The organism is Micromonospora sp. A200 (assembly GCF_029893845.1).
In the GTDB taxonomy this organism is placed as follows: Bacteria; Actinomycetota; Actinomycetes; order Mycobacteriales; family Micromonosporaceae; genus Micromonospora; species Micromonospora purpureochromogenes.
Window position 1 is genome coordinate 21,279 of sequence record NZ_JARXXY010000048.1, and the last position, 19,363, is coordinate 40,641.

At 71.3% G+C, this 19,363-nt stretch carries 14 protein-coding genes and 1 pseudogene; 8 read left to right on the plus strand and 7 right to left on the minus strand.

Features of this window, described 5'->3' with window-relative positions:
- Positions 1 to 43 precede the first annotated feature (43 nt).
- Positions 44 to 1,570, plus strand: coding sequence for a long-chain fatty acid--CoA ligase (locus M2302_RS29865; protein ID WP_280841157.1), 1,527 nt, complete (start codon positions 44 to 46; stop codon positions 1,568 to 1,570).
- A gap of 54 nt (positions 1,571 to 1,624) precedes the next feature.
- The gene (locus M2302_RS29870) at positions 1,625 to 2,509 is read left to right on the plus strand and encodes a hypothetical protein (RefSeq protein WP_280841158.1); all 885 of its coding nucleotides are present in this window, start codon (positions 1,625 to 1,627) and stop codon (positions 2,507 to 2,509) included.
- Positions 2,510 to 2,533: 24 nt separating this feature from the next.
- Here M2302_RS29870 and M2302_RS29875 read toward each other — a convergent pair whose 3' ends face one another.
- Positions 2,534 to 3,184, minus strand: coding sequence for a helix-turn-helix domain-containing protein (locus tag M2302_RS29875; RefSeq protein ID WP_280841159.1), 651 nt, complete (start codon positions 3,182 to 3,184; stop codon positions 2,534 to 2,536).
- Positions 3,185 to 3,321: 137 nt separating this feature from the next.
- Here M2302_RS29875 and folE point away from each other — a divergent pair, with 137 nt between their 5' ends.
- From folE to M2302_RS29890, 3 genes are all read left to right on the plus strand, one after another.
- Positions 3,322 to 3,921 carry a GTP cyclohydrolase I FolE gene (gene folE, locus M2302_RS29880; RefSeq protein WP_280841160.1) on the plus strand — a complete coding sequence of 200 codons (600 nt, stop codon included), beginning with the start codon at positions 3,322 to 3,324 and terminating at the stop codon, positions 3,919 to 3,921.
- Positions 3,922 to 3,942: 21 nt separating this feature from the next.
- Positions 3,943 to 5,178: an FAD-dependent oxidoreductase gene (locus M2302_RS29885; protein ID WP_280841161.1), complete on the plus strand. Its 1,236-nt coding sequence runs from the start codon at positions 3,943 to 3,945 to the stop codon at positions 5,176 to 5,178.
- A gap of 153 nt (positions 5,179 to 5,331) precedes the next feature.
- Positions 5,332 to 6,672, plus strand: coding sequence for a nicotinate phosphoribosyltransferase (locus M2302_RS29890; protein ID WP_280841162.1), 1,341 nt, complete (start codon positions 5,332 to 5,334; stop codon positions 6,670 to 6,672).
- 123 nt (positions 6,673 to 6,795) lie between these two features.
- Here the strand turns inward: M2302_RS29890 and M2302_RS29895 are convergent, their stop codons facing one another.
- From M2302_RS29895 to M2302_RS29910, 4 genes are all read right to left on the minus strand, one after another.
- The gene (locus tag M2302_RS29895; RefSeq protein ID WP_280841163.1) at positions 6,796 to 7,755 is read right to left on the minus strand and encodes an endonuclease/exonuclease/phosphatase family protein; all 960 of its coding nucleotides are present in this window, start codon (positions 7,753 to 7,755) and stop codon (positions 6,796 to 6,798) included.
- A 423-nt stretch (positions 7,756 to 8,178) separates the two neighbouring features.
- Positions 8,179 to 8,856 carry a hypothetical protein gene (locus M2302_RS29900; protein WP_280841164.1) on the minus strand — a complete coding sequence of 226 codons (678 nt, stop codon included), beginning with the start codon at positions 8,854 to 8,856 and terminating at the stop codon, positions 8,179 to 8,181.
- Complete coding sequence (locus tag M2302_RS29905; RefSeq protein WP_280841165.1) at positions 8,853 to 11,099, minus strand: hypothetical protein; 2,247 nt, start codon at positions 11,097 to 11,099, stop codon at positions 8,853 to 8,855. The genes M2302_RS29900 and M2302_RS29905 overlap by 4 nt, the downstream gene beginning before the upstream one ends.
- Before the next feature lie 715 nt (positions 11,100 to 11,814).
- Complete coding sequence (locus M2302_RS29910; protein ID WP_280841166.1) at positions 11,815 to 12,168, minus strand: nitroreductase/quinone reductase family protein; 354 nt, start codon at positions 12,166 to 12,168, stop codon at positions 11,815 to 11,817.
- Positions 12,169 to 12,293: 125 nt separating this feature from the next.
- On the opposite strand from M2302_RS29910, the gene M2302_RS29915 reads away from it, so the two are divergent.
- The 3 genes and pseudogenes from M2302_RS29915 to M2302_RS29925 all read left to right on the plus strand — a co-directional run.
- On the plus strand, positions 12,294 to 13,061 hold the full coding sequence (locus M2302_RS29915; protein ID WP_280841167.1) for a sterol desaturase family protein: 768 nt from the start codon (positions 12,294 to 12,296) through the stop codon (positions 13,059 to 13,061).
- Positions 13,062 to 13,267: 206 nt separating this feature from the next.
- Positions 13,268 to 15,421, plus strand: coding sequence for an MMPL family transporter (locus M2302_RS29920; RefSeq protein ID WP_280841168.1), 2,154 nt, complete (start codon positions 13,268 to 13,270; stop codon positions 15,419 to 15,421).
- A pseudogene (locus M2302_RS29925) lies at positions 15,422 to 15,523 on the plus strand (DNA-binding response regulator); the annotation flags it as partial.
- 42 nt (positions 15,524 to 15,565) lie between these two features.
- On the opposite strand, the gene M2302_RS29930 reads toward M2302_RS29925, so the two are convergent.
- Positions 15,566 to 17,101 carry a SagB family peptide dehydrogenase gene (locus M2302_RS29930; protein WP_280841169.1) on the minus strand — a complete coding sequence of 512 codons (1,536 nt, stop codon included), beginning with the start codon at positions 17,099 to 17,101 and terminating at the stop codon, positions 15,566 to 15,568.
- Positions 17,102 to 17,180: 79 nt separating this feature from the next.
- Positions 17,181 to 18,620 carry a hypothetical protein gene (locus M2302_RS29935; RefSeq protein WP_280841170.1) on the minus strand — a complete coding sequence of 480 codons (1,440 nt, stop codon included), beginning with the start codon at positions 18,618 to 18,620 and terminating at the stop codon, positions 17,181 to 17,183.
- Positions 18,621 to 19,363: the final 743 nt, after the last annotated feature.

Consider the following 19,363-nt stretch of genomic DNA (forward strand, 5'->3'; position numbering starts at 1 on the left):
TCCGGTCCGCGACGCCGCCCACCCCCTTCGACGGCGAGGAACCATGGCCCAACTGTCGCTGGCTTCCGTCCTGGCCGAGTCCGCCCGACGCCGACCCGCGCATCCCGCGATCGTCTGCGGCGACGAACGCGTCACGTACGCGGAGCTGTGGGCGCAGACCCGGGGCTACGCCGCGGCGCTGGCCGAGCGGGGGGTACGCCCCGGTGACCATGTCGCGCTCATGGCCGCGAACGTGCCGGACTTTCCGCGCGCCTACTACGCGATCCTCTCGCTCGGCGCGGTCGTGGTGCCGATCCACCTGCTGTTGACCGCCGAGGAGGTGGCGTTCGTCCTGCGCGACAGCCACGCCCGTGCCCTGGTGCACGGCGGCGGTGACCCGGCGACGGCCGTGAAGGCGGCGGAGCTGGCCGGAATACCGGCGGTCCCACTGGATCCGGCCGATCCGGACTCGCTGGTCGCGGCGGCCGCCCGGCTGGCGCCGAGGCCCGGGCTGGTGCCGACCGCGCCGGACGACCCCGCCGTGGTGCTCTACACCAGCGGCACCACGGGTCGACCGAAGGGCGCGGTGCTGACCCATTTCAACCTGACGATGAACGCCACCGTCAACGCCTTCGACGACCTCGGGGTGCGCCGCGACGACGTGCTGCTCGGCTGCCTGCCGCTGTTCCACAGCTTCGGGCAGACCGCCGCGATGAACACCGCGTTCCGCGCCGCCGCCACGCTCGTGCTCCAGCCGCGCTTCGACCCGGCCCAGGCGTTGGAGCTGATGGTCGCGCACGGCGTGACGGCGTTCCTCGGCGTGCCCACCATGTACATCGCGCTGCTCGACGCGGCCCGCAGGGGCGCACCGCGCCCGTCCCTGCGGCTGTGCGTCTCCGGCGGCGCGTCGCTGCCGCTCAGCGTGCTGGACGAGGTCGCGGCGACGTTCACGACGACCGTCTACGAAGGCTACGGCCTCTCCGAAACCTCCCCGGTGGCCACCACCAACCAGCCGACCTTCGGCACGCGGCCGGGCACCGTCGGCTGCCCCATCTGGGGCGTCGACGTCGAGGTGGCCCGGGCCGACCGGGAGGACCACGTGGAGCTGCTCCCGCCGGGCGAGATCGGCGAAATCGTCATCCGTGGGCACAACATCTTCGCCGGCTACCTCGGCCAGCCACGGGCGACCGCGGAGGTCCTCCGGGACGGCTGGTTCCGCACCGGCGACCTCGGCACCCGGGACGAGGCCGGGTTCGTCACGATCGTCGACCGGAAGAAGGACCTGATCATCCGGGGCGGATTCAACGTCTACCCGCGGGAGGTCGAGGAGGCGCTGCTGCGCCACCCGGCGATCGGGCAGGTCGCGGTGGTCGGCGTACCCCATCCGACGCACGGCGAAGAGGTCTGCGCGGTGGTCATCCCGGCGGCGGAGGTGACCGCCGACGAGATCATCGAATGGGCGCGCGAGCACGTGGGCCGCCACAAGTACCCGCGGCGGGTCGAGTTCGTCGACGAGTTCCCGCTGGGTCCGAGCATGAAGGTCCTCAAGCGGGAGCTACGGTGGCGCTTCGCGCAGGACCGGACGCCCTGACCTGCTGAAGACCCCGCACGTGACCGTCGTCGACCAGTGATGGAAGGAGCTCCCGTGGCCCGATCCCCCCTCGACCCCGCGGTCGCCCGCGCCGCGTGGCGCCGCGCCGAACCGATCCACGCCATGATCTATTTCGCCCCCGAGGCGCGGCAACGGTACGACGCGCTGGGCCTGGACGGCCTGACGGGCTACTTCGCGTCCCGATCGGCCGCGTTCGGTGCGGTACCGGCCGAGCCGGTCATCGCGACGTTCTTCAACTTCAAGCCCGCACTGGTACGCGCGGCGCTGCCCGCTGCCTGGGAACGCGCCGACCCGGCGAGCGTGCTGCGCGCCCGCCTGGACGCCGCGGACGCGGCCCTGAGCCGGGCCTTCTCGGCTCTGGAGGACGCAGCCGAGGCCATCGCCGAGGCGGCCGAGCTGGCGCGCCGGGCCGCCGAGTCGGCGTGCGAGCAGCTGCCCGGGCGTCCGCTGTTCGCCGCGCACGCGGCGCTGCCGTGGCCGGAGGAGCCGCAGCTGGTGCTCTGGCACGCGCAGACGCTGCTGCGCGAGTTCCGTGGCGACGGGCACGTGAACGCCCTCGTCGTCGCCGGCATCACCGGCCTCGACGCGCTCGTGCTGCACGCCGCCACCGGTGACGTACCGGTACGGTTCCTGCTCCGCAGTCGCGGCTGGACCGGCGACGAGTGGGCCGCGGCGGTGGACGGGCTGCGGTCCCGCGGCCTGCTGGCCGACGGTGCCGCCGACGACCTCGCGCTCACCGACGCCGGCCGGGAGTTGCGTCAGTCGGTCGAGGACCGGACCGACGCGCTCGCCGAACCGGCCTACCGGGTGCTCGGCGAGGACGGGTGTGCGCGGCTCGCGGAGGTGGCGCGGCCGCTCAGCCGCGCCGTCGTCGACGCCGGGCTGCTGAACCTGAAGGCCACGCCCACCGTGGGATGACCGCCGGTGCGGTGGAGCGAGGACTCACGACGGCAGGTTCAACTCCACGCAGCAGGCACCGGGGCGGGGGGCCAGCCGGGCGTCGACATCGGCGGCGCCGAGCCCGTCGAGCAGGCCGGTGAGGAAGGCGTGGTTCAGCCCGCAGACCAGTGCGGTGTGCCGGGTGGCCAGGGCGTGGAACGGGCAGTTGTGCAGTAGCACCCGCCGCTGCGCATCGGGCCGCGGCTCGAATCCGAGGCCGCCCAGCGCCGACAGGACGTCGCACCCGTCCTCGGCCAGTCCGGCGCCCAGGCTGCGGCCGCGCTGCCCGGCGAGCCGACGCGCGGCGTCGTCGGCGTGGGCCGGATCGTCGACGACCGCGTCGGCGAGGATCTCGGCGATCAGTTCGTAGCGGCGTTCCGGGACCGTGACGGCGAGACCGTCCCCCGCTGGCTCGTACACCTTGGGGCTGCGGCCCCGGCCTCTCGGCTGGTCGGGTGGGGCCTGATAGCGGGCCCGCAGCAGGCCGGCGTCGACGAGCTTGTCGAGGTGGAAGGCGGCCAATCCGCGGGTGATCCCGGTGGCGTCGGCGGCCTCCTCCCGAGTGACCGGGTGGTCCTGATGGCGCACGTGGTCGTACAGCGCCCGCCGGGACGGATCGGCGAGCGCGGCCACGGCTGTCCATCGGTCCGGCATCCCACCGAGATTATCACCAGCGCCGGCTATTGAAATTCTTCCGCGCCGGGTACAACATGAATAACGACAACGTTGGTTGGCGAAAACGGGTGGGTGGTCGACATGGAACCACCCACCGCCCGTCGATGGGAGTAGAGGTGGCCCTCAGTCCGCTACAGGTCGACCGGCGGCCCGCCACAAAGGACCTGGTCGCCGCCGAACAGGCCGCGTCCGCGTTCCTGACGGCACTCGGCGTGAACCTCGACGCCGACGGGCTGGCCGAGACGCCGGGCCGGATGGCCCGCGCCTACGCCGAACTGCTCACCCCGCGCGAATTCCGGCTCACCACCTTCGCCAACGACGAGGGCTACGACGAGCTCGTCGTCGCCCGGGCCATCCCGATCCGCTCGGTCTGCGAGCACCACCTGCTGCCGTTCATCGGCGTCGCCCACGTCGGGTACCTGCCCGGCGAGCGGATCCTCGGGCTGTCCAAACTCGCCCGGGTGGCGGAACTCTTCGCCCACGGCCCGCAGGTACAGGAACGGCTGACCAAGCAGATCGCCGACTGGCTCACCGCCCACCTACGTCCGAGAGGCGTCGGGGTGGTCATCGAGGCGCAACACCTGTGCATGACCCTGCGTGGGGTCCAGGCGGTCGGCGCCACCACCATCACCTCCACGCTGCTCGGCGCGCTACGCGACGACTCGCGCTCCCGCGCCGAGTTCTTCACCCTCACCGGAGTCGGCGCCCGCGCCTGACACGTCCCGCTAGGAGAATCCGTGACCCAGCAGCGTCCGTTCGTGATCGTCGGGGCCGGGCTGGCCGGAGCCAGAGCCGCGCAGACACTCCGCGAGGAGGGGTTCGACGGCAGGATCGTCCTGTTCGGCGAGGAGACCGAGCGCCCGTACGAACGGCCGGCACTGTCCAAGGGCCTGCTGCTGCGCACCAGCGAGCGCGACAGCGTCTACGTACACGACGCCGGCTGGTACGCCGACCACGACGTCGACCTGCGTACCGACACCCGCGTCACCGCCCTCGACCGCCGGTCCCGGCAGGTCACGGTGGCCGACGGGCAGCGCTTCCCCTACGACAGGCTGCTGCTGGCCACCGGGTCACGGGCCCGGACCCTGCCGATTCCCGGCGCGCACCTCGACGGCGTGCTGCGGCTGCGTACCCTCGCCGACAGCGACCGCATCTCCGACGCCCTCGTCGACGGGGCGAACGTCGTCATCGTCGGCGCCGGCTGGATCGGCCTGGAAGTGGCGGCCGCCGCGCGCACCCGCGGCGCCGCCGTCACCGTCGTCGAGACCGCCGACCTGCCCCTGCAGCGCGTCCTCCTCGACCAGCTCGCCACCGTCTTCGCCGACCTGCACCGCGCCCACGGGGTCACCTTCCACTTCGGTACCCAGGTCCACGAGTTCCAGGGGTCGGACCGGGTCAGCGGGGTACTGCTCGCCGACGGCACCGTCCTGCCCGCCGACCTCGTCGTCGTCGGCGTCGGCGTCCAGCCCGACACCGAACTCGCCGAACAGGCCGGCCTCGCCGTCGACAACGGGGTCCTCGTCGACGACACCCTGCGTACCAGCGATCCGGACATCTGGGCCGCCGGCGACCTGGCCAACGCCCACCACCCGATGCTGGGCACCCGGGTGCGGGTCGAGCACTGGGCAAACGCCCTGCACTCCGGGCCCGCCGCCGCCCGCGGCATGCTCGGTCAGGCCGTCAGCTACGACCGGCTGCCCTACTTCTACACCGACCAGTACGAGCTGGGCATGGAGTACACCGGCCACGCCCCGCCCGGCTCCTACGACCGCGTCGTCGTCCGCGGCGAGCTCACCAGCGGCGAGTTCATCGCGTTCTGGACCGCGCAGGGGCGGGTGCTGGCGGGCATGAACGTCAACGTCTGGGAGGTGACCGGCCCGATCGGGCAGCTGATCCGCTCCCGGCAGCCCGTCGACCTCGATCGCCTGGCCGATCCCACCGTCGCCCTCGACAGTCTGATCCGTCAGGGGTGAGCGGACCCCGGCGAGGCGGTCGACGACGGACTGGCGGGCGGGAGCCACGGCGGGTTCACCGCCGGTAGGTGTACGAGCGACCCGAAGGGGTACCCGCGCGCAACACATCCCGCCAGACAGGGTGGTCGCGGTGCCCGTGCCGATGGAGGAACTGTGACCGGGTTGCGTACCGACCTGTACGAGCTGCGGATGGCGGCCAGCTACCTGCGCCGGGACATGGTGGAGCGCGCCACGTTCAGCCTGTTCGTCCGCCGCCTACCGCCGCAGCGTGGCTTCCTGGTGGCCGCCGGGCTGGCCGAGGCGCTGGCGTTCCTGGAAAGCTTCGCGTTCGACGAGGGCGAACTCGGCTACCTGCGCGACACCGTCGGGCTCGACGAAGCGACGCTGGCAGCGCTCGCGGGGCTGCGGTTCACCGGTGACGTGTGGGCCGTACCGGAGGGCCGCGTGGTGTTCGCCGACGAACCGCTGCTGGAGGTCACCGCGCCGATCGCCGAGGCGCAGCTGGTGGAGACCGGCGTGCTGAACCTGATCACCTTTCACACCACGGTGGCCAGCAAGGCCGCCCGCTGCCGCCTCGCCGCCGGCGACGCGCAGTTGGTCGACTTCGCGTTCCGCCGCACGCACGGGATCGAGGCCGGCGCGGCCGTGGCGCGGGCGTCCGCGATCGCCGGCTTCGCCGCGACCAGCGACGTCGAGGCCGCTCGACGATACGGACTGCTGCCGTCCGGGACGATGGCCCACTCGTACGTCGAGGCGTTCCCGGACGAGCGCGCCGCGTTCCGGGCGTTCGCGACCGACTTCCCGACGAACCCGGTGTTCCTCGTCGACACCTACGACACGCCCGCCGGAGTGCGGGCCGCCGTCGAGGTCATCGCGCAGCTGGGACTGACCGGCCCGGTGGGCGTGCGGCTCGACTCCGGAGATCTCGCCGCGCTGGCCGTGCAGACCCGCGCGATCCTCGACGAGGCCGGGCTGACCGAGGCCCAGATCGTGGCCAGCGGCAGCCTCGACGAGGACGTCATCGCGGCGCTTGTCGCCGCGGGCGCACCGATCGACGCGTACGGCGTCGGCACCCGCATGGGCGTCTCGTTCGACGCGCCGTCCCTGGACAGCGCCTACAAGCTAGTGGCCGTCGGCGACCGGCCGGTGCTCAAGCTGTCGCCCGGCAAGGCCACCCTGCCCGGTCCCAAGCAGGTCTTCCGCGACCCCACCGGTGCCGGCGGCGACGTGGTGGGGCTGCGCGACGAACCCCCACCGGGCGACCGCGAGCCGCTGCTCGTGCAGGTCATGCGCGGCGGCCGCCGCCTGGCCGCCGCCGACCCGGCCGGTGAGGTACGCGCCGCGCGCAACCGGTTCGACGCGGACCTCGCCTGGCTACCGGAGCCGGCGCGTCGGCTGGCGGACCCGGCGCCGCTCACCGCCACCGTCAGCCCGGCCCTCGCCGCGCTGCACGAGCGGGTGGCCGCGCAGGTGGCCCGGGGCGGGACCTACTGACAGCCTGTTGCCGGCCGGACGCGTCGGAGCGGCGGTCATCGCAGCCGTGGCCACGCCGTGGCGCTCTGCGCCAGTGGCAACTCCGGGCTGGCGCGTCGGCGCCAGCCCGGAGCAGCGTTCGGGTTACCGCAGGGCCAGCACGGCCAGGTAGCCGAGGTGGTCCGAAGCCCACCGGCCGTCGGGGGTCTGCCGCTCGTTGCCGAAGATGAGGCTCGACACGGGTACGACCGCCCCCCGGAACAGGACCATGTCGATGCGGTGCTCGACGGCGTCGGCGGGTTGGTTCAGGTCGTCGCCCAGACCCGCGGTGTAGCCGGGTTCATCCGGATGCAGGATCTCCCACGTGTCCCGCATCCCGCCGGCCACCAGCGCCGCGTAGGCGAGCCGGTTCTCGGCGACGGGCAGGTCGGGACCCGTGTTGAGGTCACCGGCGAGGATGACGTCACCCGGCGCGGTGGCCAGCGGCCCGGCCAGCAGCTCGCGCGCCTGCAGCACCCGGACACCGGGGTGGAAGGCCTCCAGGTGGGTGTTCACGAACCGGAACGGCCGTTGCCCGTGCACCACGTCCACCGCGGTCCAACCGCGGGTGCTGGTCACGGTCCCGCCCGTTGCCGCGAGCGTGAAGGTGAGGTTGTTGGCGAAGGTGCCGGACGAGGAGTCGGTCACCTTCACCCGGCCGCCGTGGCGCACCAGGATCACGTCGCGCATCGTGAGCCGTACGTCGAGGAAGTGCGGCCCGCCGGCGGGCGCCTCCAGATCCGCCTCGGCCTGTACGACCGCGACGTCGTACGCGTGACCGGAACGGCTCAGCTCACCCATGAGCAGCGCCAGGTAGTCGTACCGGATCTCGGTGGCGGGTGCGGGGTCAGCGAACGTGCCGGTGCGCCACAGGGCGACCTCCTGCAGTCCGACCAGGTCCGGCTTGTTCTCGGTGATCTCCCGAGCGAGCAGCTTCGCCCGGGCCGGAAAGTTGACCAGGCCGACGTGGCTGAACAGCGCGGAGTTCGCGGCCAGGAACGCGCCCGTTGTCGGCGCGCCGATGGACGGCGTCAGATCGCCGCCCAGGAACAGGTTCCGGGTCATCACGGTGACTTTGGACTGTCCCTGGGCATGAACGGGCGCGCCGAAAATGCCGAGGCTGACCAGTGCGATGGCGGCGGCAAGGGTGACTCTCGCCGCTCGCCAGCGGGAGGTGGTGGGTGTCGGGAGCATCCTCTTCGATCCTCTCTCCCGGCGACTACGCCGGCGTCGGACGTGAGATCGATCCGGTGGTGCGAGGTGGGGACGCGCAAGGGGCGTCGCGGTGCGTGCACGCTATCGCCGCGCGGACGGTCACGGATAGCCGTGGATATCGGCGGTTCGGCCCCACCCGCCAACCGGTACGGGTACTCGACGCTGACGTCGGCATCCGCGTCGGGCCGGCGGACGCCGATCAGGGCGGCGGCTGTCGGAGCGGAGCCGGGTCCGGTCGGGTGCCCGCCTGCGCCGGTGGGGACACTCGGCTCGTCAGTCGGGCAGGCAGGTCCCGTCGGGCAGCAGGCCGACGATCTCCTCGCCGCTCACACCGTTCGGCACCTGCTCGAGGTAGCCGACGACGCAGACGTCATCGAGGCGAGCCGCGTAGAGCAGCGCGCCCACATGACCTGGATCGCCCGGACGAGCCAGCCGTGCCGTGCTCGCTGAGGCCTCCGTCCGGCTCAGCCACAGCCGAGCCGCGTCGACATCGTGCTGCGTCGGTTCGTGCGACGCCGGCTGACGGGCACATTCCGGCTGGGTGCCGGTCATGCACCAGCCGGCGTGCGACGCGGCGAGGCGAATGGCCCTGGCCCTGTCCCTGACCGCCGTCCGCTGCCCCTCGGTCACCGCTGCGCGGCGCGGGTCCAGGGCCGCGGGCGGACCGCACTCCTTCGGAGGGCCCGGGTCCGAGCCGAACACGGGGCAGCCGTAGCCGATCGGCCGCTTCCCACCCACGGCCGGATCGGGCTCGCCGACGAACCACCGGACACCCGCGGTGGCGGCCACGACGGCGACGACCGCCCCACACAGCACCAGGACCAGCCGGGTACGGCCCAGCGACCGCCGACCCGAACCGTCCTGGCCTGCGGGGAGCTCACCATCATCGCGCACGACGTGCATCGTAGAAGTGAATCGATCGCCAGGCGTTGAGCTGACGACGGCCCTCACGCCAGTACGATGTCCAGTTCTTCCGCCACCTCGGAGACAATCCCCGCGACGTCTCTGAGGAAGCGATTCTGGTCGGGCGAGGCGCTGACGGTTGGTATCGGGGCGCCCTTGTCGTAGACATCGGAGGCGATGATGCGCGCGCGGACAAACGTGGATCCGGTACCGCTCTGGCTGTAGGCCGTCTGCCAGCCGAGCCTGACTTCGTCCTGCATCCTTCGGCGTGTCAGATCCATCAGCCTCTTGGTCACGGCATTCGAGACATCGTCGATGACCGCCTGCTTCTCGTCGTCACTCGGCTCGCCCCGATCCCACCGCACCGGGCGCTGCAGCATGAGGTACACCTGTCGCTGCAGTTCGAAGCGGAGATCGGCGACCGGCTTGAGGTTGTCGTACTCGTCCGTCCAGCCCTCCGCCAGGCGGCGGCTCAACGCCTTCACCCGGGTCCAGTGCTCCTTCGGTGCATCCGGGTTCACATCGAGCCCTAGCAGGCCACGCCAGCGCAGGTGGAAGTTTTTCGCCGCCTCCGTCACCACGAGCGAGAGATTCATCCGGTCGTAGACGGGCCGGCTGGGGCCGGCCTCGACCGCATGCTCCGGGTAAGACAAGGCATCGAGCAGCCGCTGGAACTCCTGGATTGACCGTCCGCCCATCTTCTTCTTCGCGTTGAGCGACTCGTGGATTCCGCCGACGAAGAACCGGGCGCAGTCCAGGCGGCGGCGCAGGACACGCTCTGCAGCGGGCCCTAGCTCGTCGCCGATCGCCTGCAGCACATTCTCCACCGACGCCAGGACGTGCTCCTCGCGTGCCGAGAACGTCGGCAGGTTGTCTCCCTTGACGTGGTCGAAGTGGGTAAACAGGAAGTGCAGCTTCATTGCGTTGCCAGAGACCGCAATGCCCTTCAGCGCCGCCACAGGAGCCGCCTGCATTGGCTGAGTCGCGTTGTCGACCAGCAGCACGGCATCGACCCTCTCGAGCTGAGCGGCGACGCGGGTCGAAAGCGTGGCAACCGACTTCGGGGTGTGGCCGAGACCCTCGCCATCTACCAAGACAAGCTTTGCAGACCGCGAGCCCCACTCCGGCGCGAACGGACCGCTGACTCGGATCCCGTTAACTAGCGGCGTGAGCAGGCGGCCGAACAGTGGCGCATAGTTGCTGGAAAACCTGGTGACGTACTTGATGAACGTCGTTCTGTCGTCGGTGCTCCACGACCAGCTGACCGGCCAGCCCTGCCGGTTCCGCCGCAGGACGCCGACATCCAGCGTCGAGAAGCGCTTTTCGATCTCGTCGACCAGAGAGTCCACGATGCTGTGAAACTCGTCGGATTGCCGCAACTCGGTATCGAGGTTTTCCTCGATGTACTCCGCAACGACCCGCTCGTCTTCCTCGCTGGCATCGAACTCGTCGCGGATCGCGCTGGCATGCCGTTCGACGATCACTCGGACCGAGCGCGCCGCTTTTTGGATCACCTGCCGGGTAACCTCGAGGTCAACCTGGCCGTACTCGGATGGATCGATGTCGTCGTCCTCTTCGACGTCATCGTCCACGAGGTCCTCGGCGGTCGGCGCTGTGGCGCGGCCCAGCACATAGCTGAAACGGAATCGCTGGTTGATGTGGTCGAGCAGCCGCCGAACCACCTCGGCGTCATCCTTGCCACTGAAGGCGGCCAGCGCGGCCGCAGACACGTTCTCGGTGAGGTAGTCGATCACTTCGTCGCGAGGGGTGAACGTCACCGCGGCGCGGTAAGTCTCGTCTGCACTGGTAATCAGCTCCGTGTCGGCAACAGTGGTCTTCGCCGTTGACGTCGACGGGAACCGCTCGGTATCCGGGTCGGTGCCGAGGATCTGCCGGACCACGGTTGTCTTGCCGGCCCCAGTGGTGCCGAGCATCATCACGGTTCGGTATCCGTCGGCCGCCGTCGGAAGAGGAAGGAGCTCTTCGCGTACGCCTGCGAAGTTGAGCTCCACAGCCTCCAAGCCCTCGTAGAAGATCTCCACGACCCGCGCGTCGAATCGAGCTTCGGCGCTCGCCCGAGCGGTCAGCTCCCAAAGACTTGGCGTTCGCAAGATCTCGTTGAGCTGCTCGACCATGCGACCCGCCTCGACATCATCGGTCGTTCCGAGTCCCCGACGCACCCGGCGGCCGGGCTTACCCGTACCGATGTCGAGCCTGCTTGGATGCCGGAAGATGACCGACCAGCTCTCACGGCCCTGGTTGCGGCTCTTGGTGGCGGTGTAGAACTTCACGGAGCCTCCCGGTTGTTCCTTCGGTGTACCGGCCGACAGCATTGCACGACTGTCCACACGCGTCAATGAAGCGGTACACCCGTGGAACAACCAGCTCTCGGCTAACCACGGATCGGTGGTCAGATGGTGACGCCCACTTCCCCGGTCGAGCGCTTACTGCTGTGGATCACCGCTGCGGCACTGCTCGCCGGCTGCGGCGAGGAGCGGCCCAGCAGCCGACGAAGTGGAGGGCCTGCACCAGCCAGCGGCCGACGCGCTGGCCCGGTACGAGGGCGGCAGATCGAGCGGTTGCCGGCCCGCCGCGGTTCGTTCCGGTGGGCGAGCTGACCCGTCAGGTCGGCGACTGGGAGCCGGCGAAAGCAGACCACAAGCAGGCGCTGGGGGCCGGTCGGATCGAGGCCATCGAAAGGCTGTCAGGGCGTCCCGGAACGAGCGGGAAGGTAACCTGGGCCGACGGCACCGGCGACCTGCCGCTCGCCTCGGCGGATGCGGCGTTGGCGCAGATCCGGGGGGTCGAGCCCTGGCGATTGCCCCGACTGGGTGCCGCTAAAGGTCATCGGTGCTCGGCTGATCGGCGGCGGCGAGGCGTGCCCGTCCATCGGGGCTGAGCGCACGGCTGCAGCCGAACTGGCCCGACCGCCTGGGGGAGCGGGCGGGCCTGGAGGTGCAGCAGGGCCTGCCCGTCGCGCTGACGATCACCGGCTGACCCGACGGGCTACGTGAGTGAGACCTGGACGGCGACGTCACGCTTCGGGTAGTGCTGGTCCACCTGATCCGAGCCGTACTTCTCGCGGAACATCTCCACCACGTGATCGACCCGGTTCGGTTCGGTGATCGGGGTCGCGGTCGAGCTCACCGCCGTCCCGTTGACGGCCAGCTGCACGAACGGTGTCTGCCGTACGTTCTTGTACCAGTCGCTGTCCGAGCCGGTTATCGGGACCAGGAAGGCGCTCTCCTCCTCCTGGACGAACCAGACGGGGTGGGTGATCTGCCGTCCGGTCTTTCGGCCGGTCACGGTCAGCTCGATCTCGCTGACGCCCTCAAGCGCTTCCCTGACGGCCTTGGTCACGGTGTCCTCCGTCAACGTCTCGAAGTGCCCCCGCCTGCCAGGCTATGGACGTTCGCGCCGGCCCGTTGCGGGATCCGCGAATCAGGTCGGTCCCGAGCCTCTCCGACGGGCGCATACTGAAGGACGTGGATGGTGTGCTCGACTGGGCGTGGCGACTCGATGTCGCCCAGGTGGTCGGGTTCGCCCTGCTCGAGAACATGGTTCTCTTCCTGGTCGCCGTCGGCGTCGGCAACGCCATGCTGCGGCTTCCGACGGTCGTACGGCTGCTGCCCGACCCCGGCCGGATCAGCCGCCTGCAGCTCTGGCTCGCCGGCGGGGCGATCCTGATGAACTCCCTGGTCACCGTCGCCGGCTGGGGGCTGTGGAAGGCCGGAATCATCCACCTGAACGCGGACTGGAATCTGCGCGCCCTGGCCGACTTCGTCCTGCTGCTTCTGCTGATGGACCCGCTGATGTACGCCGGCCACGCGGTGGCGCACCGGCCCCGGATCTTCCCGCTGGCCCACGCGCTGCACCACCGCTTCGTCGACGCCCAGCCCGCGACGCTGTACGCGCTGCATCCGCTGGAGATCCTCGGATTCGGTGGGCTCTGGCTGGCCGCGCTCGCCGCACACACGTTCTCGGTCTGGGCGATCGTCGCCTACACCGCGGTGAACCTCGTCTTCGGAATCTTCGGCCACCTCGGCGTGGAGGTGCTCCCGCCGGCGGCCCGGCGCAGCCCGGTGTTCCGCTGGGTCGCCACCCCGACCCTGCACGCCGGGCACCACGTCGAGCCGTCGGTCAACCTCGGCTTCTACACGTCGATCTGGGACCGGCTCTTCGGCACGCTCGCCGCCGACTACGACGAGCGCCGCCGGTCACCCGAGCCCGAGCCGTACGCGGTGGTGGCCTGATCTCGGCTCCCGTCTCCTCGACCTCCTGGCCCTGCCAGCTGAGCTGCTCGTAGAACACGCCCCACGCTCCCACGCGTCCGAAAAGGATTGCCCACCGTAGGTAGGATGCACACGGGTAGCGAAGGCTGCCCGGCAGAGTGACGGGCGGGCGCCCAGAGGCGCCCCACGCCTCAGGTGTCGGTGGTGCCGAACAAACGGGGGAAACCATGTTCGAGCGGCTGGGCAGATTCGTGGTGCGCAGGGCCTGGTGGGTGATTGCCGGCTGGGTGCTCGCGGCAGGTGCCATCGTCGTCACCACGCCGTCGTTGAGCGACATCACCTCCGCCGATCAGGGCAGCTTCCTGCCCCGCTCGTACGAGTCGGTGCAGGCCATCGAACTCGCCAAAAGGACGTTTCCGCAGCAGGCCACGGCGACGGCGACCATCGTGGTCAAGCGCGCCGACGGGCAGCCGCTCACGCCGGCCGACGAGGCGAGGGTGGGCCAGCTCGCCCAGTCGCTCAAGGCGAAGAACATCTCGCACACGTCCGGCTACCTGACCGGCCCGCAGGCCGTCGCGCCGGACAAGTCGGTGCAGGTGGTGAACGTCGGGCTCGACGCGGTCGCCCCGGACGACCCGGCGCTGCTCGACGCCGTTCGCGATCTGCGGGCGGCCATCGGTCCGGAGCTGGCGGGCAGCGGGCTGACCGCCGGCGTGGCCGGCGACGTGGCGAGCTTCGTCGACAACGAGGACACCTTCAACCAGGCCTTCGCCGTGGTCGGCATCGCCACGATCATCCTGATCATCGGACTGATCCTGATCATCTTCCGCAGCCCCATCGCCGCGCTGCTGCCCGTGGTGGTCATCGGCGTGGTCATGGCCGTCACGAGCGGACTGGTCGCCGCGGCGGGTAAGGCGTTCGACCTCAACGTCAGCCAGGATCTGCAGACCGTGCTGCTGATCGTGCTGTTCGGCATCGGCACCGACTACATCCTGTTCCTGCTCTTCCGCTATCGCGAGCGGCTGCGTGCCGGGGACGACAAGCGCACCGCGATGATGGTCTCCGTCGAGCGGGTCGGCGAGGTCATCACGTCGGCCGCGGGAGCGGTCATCGTCGCGTTCCTCGTGCTGCTCCTCGCATCCCTGGGCTTCTTCGGCTCTCTCGGCCCGGCGCTCGCGATCGCCGTCGGCGTCATGCTGGTCACCTCGCTCACGCTCATCCCGGCGGTCGTCTCGCTGCTCGGCCGGTACGTCTTCTGGCCGTCCAAGGCGTGGCAGCGTGCCCCCAAGGCCACCATGGCGCGTCGCCTCGGGACCGCCATCGGTCGCCGTCCGGCGCTCGTCGCGGCGGCATCCGGCGCCCTGCTGGTCGCGCTCGCCGCCGGATCCCTGGCCTACAAGGCCGACTACGACTTCAGCTCCGGCTTCCCGCAGGACACCGAGTCGGCGAAGGCCGCCGCGGACCTGCAGCGCGGGTTCGCCGCTGGTGCGCTCGCCCCGACCGAGGTCTACCTGACCACCGACAACGGGTCGCCGCTGACCGAGCAACAGGTCAGCGACTTCGCGGCGGCCGCGGCCGGCGCCCCGGGAGTGGGCCGGGCGCAGCCTCCGGAGCGCAGCAACGACCCGAGTGTCGCCCGGGTCAACCTGTTGCTCGACGAGAACCCGGTCTCCAACGAGGCGATCACGCTCGTCCGCGACGAACTGCGCGACGCCCTGCACGCGGCGGCCCCGCCCGGCACCCGGGCGGTGGTCGGCGGACCCACGGCGATCTTCGCGGACATCAATTCGGCGAACAACCGCGACCTGTCGGTGATCCTGCCGGTGGCGGCCGGCCTGATCGCGCTGATCCTCGCGCTGCTGCTGCGCAGCCTGGTCGCGCCGATCTACCTCGTGATAGCGGTGCTGCTCAACTTCGCCGCCACGCTGGGCGCCACGGTCTACCTCTTTCAAGGGCTGCAGGACAAGCCCGGGATCACCTTCCAGCTGCCGATCATCCTCTACCTCTTCGTGGTGGCGATCGGGACCGACTACAACATCCTGATGATCGCCCGACTGCGTGAGGAGGCGCGGGAGGGCAACGAGCCGCACCAGGCGGCCGCCATCGGGGTGGAACACGCCGGTCCGACGGTCGCGGCGGCGGGGCTGATCCTGGCCGGGACGTTCGGGGTGCTGATGCTCGCGCCGATCTCGTTCCTGCAGCAGATGGGCTTCGCGGTGGCGATCGGGATCGTGCTGTCGGCGTTCGTCATGTCGATGTTCTTCGTTCCGGCGCTGACCGCGCTGATCGGGCACAAGGCGTGGTGGCCGGGACACGGCGACGAGCGGCCGGCCAGGGGGCGGCACGCCGCCCCGGAGCCGGCGGGCGTGGCGAAGGCTTAGCGGGTTGTCGACGCGGAGGACCTCGCCCTCCTCCGGGACGGGCTGACGCGCATCCTCGACGCGTACGGCTTCCAGGTGGTCGAGGCGGTCGCCGACGGGCCCGTCCGTGCTGCCGGCGCTCACCCGGCACCCAGCGGGACCCCGTCAGCGGGTGAGCCGCCGGGGCCGGCCGGGCGGGCCGCCCGGCTTCGGCCGGTAGGCGGGTAGCCCGATGGCGATGGCGAGCATGCAGGCCGCACGGGTGTCGAACGCATCCGAGACGTCCTGGTCGCAGAACGTCAGGCCGGTGCCGCCGTGACCGAGGGCGAAGGCGGCCAGTTGCAGGCGGCCGGCGGCCACCCCCGCCTCGAACTGGGCGACCCGGTAGCCGCGCTCGCCGTACCCGTCGAGCACCTGGTCGAGATCGGCGCAGGCGAAGTCGGTGTAGGCCGAGTCGCCGCCGAGCGGCTGGTCGAGGCAGAGCGCCTGGCTCAGCGTTCGTACCTCGGGTTCCGGCGCCGGCCGGCGCAGCTGCGGCGGGCCGTCGACCCGCTGGTACAGGCCCGGCTCCGTGTCCTGCACCGCGTGGACCGCGACCTCGTGGGAGAGCAGGGTGCTCCCGGTCGGGATCGCGTCGGCGGGGACCGCTCGGGTCGCCGCAGCCATCGCCCAGTGCAGCAGCTCGGCGGGGGCGACCTGGCGGCGCATGCGCCGGGTGGAACCGCGGCGCAGGATGACCGACTCGATCGGCTCGCTGCCGGCCGCAACCGGTGCATCGACGGTGTCGGTGGCGCGGGGCAGGCCCGCGACGGCGGCCGCCCGCCAGCCGGTCACGTCGTCGCCCGTGGTGAGCTCACCGGCCTGCTGCACCCGGACGACCAGCGGGAAGTCGACCGGCGCGGGGGAGAGCGGCGTCGGCGGGAACTGCGGCGGAGGTAGCTCGACCGGTTCGGCGGCGGCGGTCGCGGTGGGCCGGCCGCAGGTGATCACCGCCACCGGGAACTCCGTCACGCCGTCGACGCCGAGCAGGCGGGACACGGCGGCGTCGACGAAGCCCAGCCGTACCCGCACGGGTAGCCCGTGGCCTTCGGCGACGGCGAGCAGATTCGCCAGCATCGTCCCGGCGTCCCAGTAGACGTGCCGCCAGCCCCGTTCGGCGTACTTCCACGCGGTGCGCCACGGGAGGCCGGTGACGACGAGGGCGAGCGGGCTGGCCGCGACGTCCGGGTCGGCGGTGGCGTCGGCCAGCGCCCGACGGTGGTCCCCGGCCGCGAGTGCCTCCAGACCGAACACCTCCGGCGCGAAGTGGTACAGCCCGGCGTCGAGCCCGGCCACCTCGCCGGCCACCGCGTACACCTCGAGGGGGTGCAGATTGCCGGCGGAGGCGGCGGCCCGGAACCAAAGGTTGTCTCCGACGGTTCGGGTGACGCCGGCCGAGTAGAACAGCAGCCGGGCGAGGAGTTCGCCGTCGATGGCCGGGTCGCTCGGCGGTACCCGTCCGGACAGGGTCACCGCGGCCGGCGCCCCGGTCGGCGGCAGGTCGCGGGGGAGGGGGTGCACCGGCGCCCCGAGGTGGCGTTTGAAGGGCTGGGGCCGGTTGCTCGGGTCCATCGGGACGAACCCCGGGACACCCGGCGGCCGGTCGCCGCGACACTGGTTCGTCTGCTGGTGGTAGAGCCGGGTCACCTCGCCGGTGCGCATCCGCCGCACATACCCGCCGGCACCCGCCGTATGCCCGAACGAGCGCGGTGCCGGGGCGCCCCACCGCCGCGCAGCCGTCTCAGTTCGGTGCTGCCGCCGGCGGCAGGTACACCTCCCAGCCCGAGGTGGTGAGGTCCGGCACCGGAACCCGGTGCCAGTCCCTGGCCCAGCCGGGCGGAGCGGAGTTCTTGACCAGCAGGGCGAAGCGTCCGGTCGCCGCGGCCTGCCGCAGCTGCGAAGTGCTCGCGTTGCGGTTGTATCCCCGATCTTCCAGCGCCCGGCACCCCGCGTAGTAGGCGATCGGGATGGCCTCGTGGCCGGAGATCACGCACGGCGGTCGCACCCCGTGCGACCGCAGGGTCTGGACGAGGCGGGTCCAGTCGCCGCGGCTGCGGACCTGCTCCGCCACGACGTGGTGCAGGACGCCGGCCTGAATGGCGAGGTGGCCGGCGAAGCCCAACGCCACCACGGCGGCAACGACCCGCCGCCGCTGACCGACGGCCGTGGAGAACAATGCGGCGAGCCCCGGAATGGTGCAGACCAGAGCAACGGCGTAGGTCGGCAGCAGGAACCGGGGTGCGGAGTATCCGATCAGGAACAGGTAGGGGAAGGCCATGGCGGCGGCGACCACGAATGGCAGCCAGGCCGTCCGTGCCACGCCCGCCCGATGGGCCGCCCGAACAGCCAGTGGCACCAGCACCGCCAGCGCCAGCCACCAGAGCACCGCCGGCCACCGCACGGGGCTGCCGCACGGGCGGCACAGGATCGGCCCGTCCAGGGTGCTGATCACGTGCCCGAGGGAGAACTGCAGCTTCGTGCCGCCCTGCACGTGACCGGCCTGACGGATGCGCTCCAGCAGCCCGCCGTAGCGCAGCTCGGCCTCGACCGCCCACGGTGCGCCGCCGAGCACGAGGCCTGCGACCACTGCCGCGGTCAGCCGCCAACGCCGGAACGCAGGCACCGCGACGGCGGCGGCGAGCAGCGGGAGCCCGAGCCAGAAGGCGTCGGCCGGACGCATCAGGGCGGCCACGGCGAGGGCGGCGACGAGCCCGAGGTACGCCCCGGGCCGGGCTGGCTCGGCCACGGCCAGCAGGAAACAGCCGACCGCTGCCACCGCCGCCATCGCCGTGTAGTGGTTGGGCATTGCGGCGTTCGCGTAGAACAGGGCGGTCCAGAGGCTCGCGTACAGCCCGGCGGCGATCGCGGCGGTGCCGGGCCGCCGGGACACCCGCGACCACACCCAGAACGCCAGCCCGAGCGACGCCGCCGCGGTGACGGTGAGGAACAGCCGGAGTACGACGGTGGAATCGAGCCAGGACGCTAGGGGCCACACCAGCAGGGTCACGCCCCGGGCGCGCGGTGCGCTCATGAACGCCGACGGCGCATGGTTGCCGTGCTGGCTCACATAGACGACCTCGTCCCAGCCGAGGTCGAGACTGGCCGGCACCGCGACCAGCGACGCGGCGGCGAAGATCACGCACACCGCGACCAGGGGTCGCGCCCCGGACCGGGATGTCACGGATGAGGAGAGCACCAACACCTCGCTCGACGAGTCACGCCAGGCCGCGCCCAGCGAGGCGGGTGGGGATTGTCCGAGCAGCCCTCACCTTAGTGGGAAACGGGATCTACTGGGTCTTGTCCACGAATTTTGGGTCTTCTCCGCGAATCGACCATCGGCGAGACCTCGATCGGTCCCTAACCCGGTGATCTGCTCGGGGGAGCCGATTCCGAGCGGCGCACGGCGCTCTCGGGCGTCACGTGATCAAGGGCCGCAAACAGCCAGTACGTCCCCGACCGGAGACCGGCGACGCGCTGCGGGCCCGGCTCGCCGTCGGCCCGGTGACACTGTCGTGGACCGGCATCGCGAACAGCCCGTACGTCTACAACCTGGCGCTCACCAGCGACCACAAGGCGCCGAACGTGCTGTCCTTCGACGCCGCCGACTCGGACGTGGGCCGCGGTCGACGAGCAGTGGTACGCGCAGCGCACCGCCGGCACGTTCGGTCATCTGATGGCGGCCGTGCGTCCGTACGGCGCGAGTCTTCCTCGGCAACCGGCAACCGGCAGGCGGCAGGCGGGTGGTGGTGGCGTCCTCCTGCCTGTCTAAAACGGCACCCGGGTGTGCTAGTGCTCTGACCACAAACGTTGGCGGTGTTGTTGACACGCTGGCCTGAGTGAAGGGCTGGGCCGGCGTGGGGCCGTCAGGCTGTCGGGGTGGCAGAGCCGGTTCGGGTACGTCGATTAAGTGATCAAGAGGGTCAG